The organism is Oxobacter pfennigii (genome assembly GCF_001317355.1).
GTDB classification, from domain to species: domain Bacteria; phylum Bacillota; class Clostridia; order Clostridiales; family Oxobacteraceae; genus Oxobacter; species Oxobacter pfennigii.
The window spans coordinates 1-1,601 of the sequence record NZ_LKET01000022.1; the positions used below are offsets into that span (position 1 = coordinate 1).

Sequence of the window (1,601 nt, forward strand, 5' to 3'; positions counted from 1 at the left end):
CATACTATAACTTTCTAAAAGAGAGAAAGTCTAATTATAATACCCGTAAATATAAAATATGCTGTGAAATTCAGAAAATATATCATGAGACTGAAGGCCGGCTCGGGCATCGCAGTATGAAAATTTTCCTGGCACGTAAGGACATTATATGCAGTAAAACTACCGTACATAAATATATGAATAAGAAACTTAAGCCCAGTTCCATTGTTAAGAGCAAGAGGCCGTGATATAAAAAGGGACATGCCCATAAAATTTTCCCTAATCTTATAAATCAGGACTTTACAGCAAATAAAGCAAATCATATATGGTGTACTGATTTTACATATTTATTTTTAACAGACGGAAGCAAAAGATACAATTGTACCATCCTTGATATCTACGACCGCTCTATAATAGCCAGCTTAAACGGTAAAAAGATAACAAGCGAGCTTGCTATTAATACATTGAAGAAGGCCATTGCCTCTCAGCCAAAAATAACAGATAAATTAATCCTTCATAGCGATCAGGCATCGCAATACCCGTCGAAGGAGTTTGTAGATTTTTGCAGTTCAATCAAAATACAACAAAGTATGAGCAAGGCTGGTTGCCCATATGATAATGCACCCATGGAACGATATTTCAATACCTTGAAAAATGAATTAATATATCATCACTATTATCATAATGATGAAGAACTCAATGAATCCGTAAATTATTTTTCATATGTGTGGTATAACCATGTAAGGCCTCATTCATTTAATGAGGGATTAACACCATTTGAAGCAAGATATAAAAATTAAAAAATTAGGTCAAGGTGTTACAAAAAAGCTTGACCACTGCAAAGGCAGCATAGCCTGTCTATCTGCTTCAAAGAGTTCTGCAATGAGCAATTTCTTTTGATAGTGTTTTCGCTCTATATCTTTTTCACAACATTCAAAGAGCTTCTTGTTGAACTGGTAAAAGTCCAATATTGTAGGAACTGGAACAAACATGTTCCGTCGTTCATAGCCGACTTTGCATTCTACATTACCTTTTTCCCAGCCGGCAGAAGTGTTGCAGAAAACCGGCTCTATCCCATAGTGTTCAACAAACTGTTTGAATCCTTCAGTTAAAGTTCTATCTTTGCCACTGCCAATATGTGCAACTGCAGCTGCCAGGTTATCAAAGATCATCCTAAATGGCACTTTGCTCATATATTTCATAATGTTTTGCAGTCCTTGCAGCAGACACTCCTGGTTTTCACCACGGAATACTTGGCAGTATGCTGCATTGCTTTGTGGAAAGGATACTGTGAGTTTACGGCCTTCCTGCAAGGGTTTGGGAATTGTCATAGTAGAAGAACTGGCAGAAGTCCACTTGCGCTTCTCCAGTCGGATGGTCCAATGGCAGATAGCCTTTAGACTTTTCTGTGCATAGTGTAGATTAGCATTTTAAACAAGGGAAATTAGCCTCAATTTTTTCAAATTAAATAATACGGCGCTAATTTAATCCTACGGGAATTTGAGAAATGGATTTTCTAATTAAAATATATTTGAAATATGATAAAATTCTGCATGGGGGTAATAAATCCATGCAGAATATTTTTTTATGTAACTCAAAGCCTAAAGCCTTTCGAGAAGCAA

The 1,601-nt window shown here is 36.3% G+C and carries 1 protein-coding gene and 2 pseudogenes; 2 read left to right on the forward strand and 1 reads right to left on the reverse strand.

From position 1 onward, the window contains the following. Positions 1-227, forward strand: a pseudogene (locus tag OXPF_RS22920) (IS3-like element ISErh6 family transposase); the annotation flags it as partial. Between the two features lie 15 nt (positions 228-242). Next, positions 243-779, forward strand: a pseudogene (locus OXPF_RS22350) (IS3 family transposase); the annotation flags it as partial. Between the two features lie 9 nt (positions 780-788). On the opposite strand, the gene OXPF_RS05090 reads toward OXPF_RS22350, so the two are convergent. Beyond that, the gene (locus OXPF_RS05090) at positions 789-1,310 is read right to left on the reverse strand and encodes an IS21 family transposase (RefSeq protein ID WP_054874133.1); all 522 of its coding nucleotides are present in this window, start codon (positions 1,308-1,310) and stop codon (positions 789-791) included. Positions 1,311-1,601: the final 291 nt, after the last annotated feature.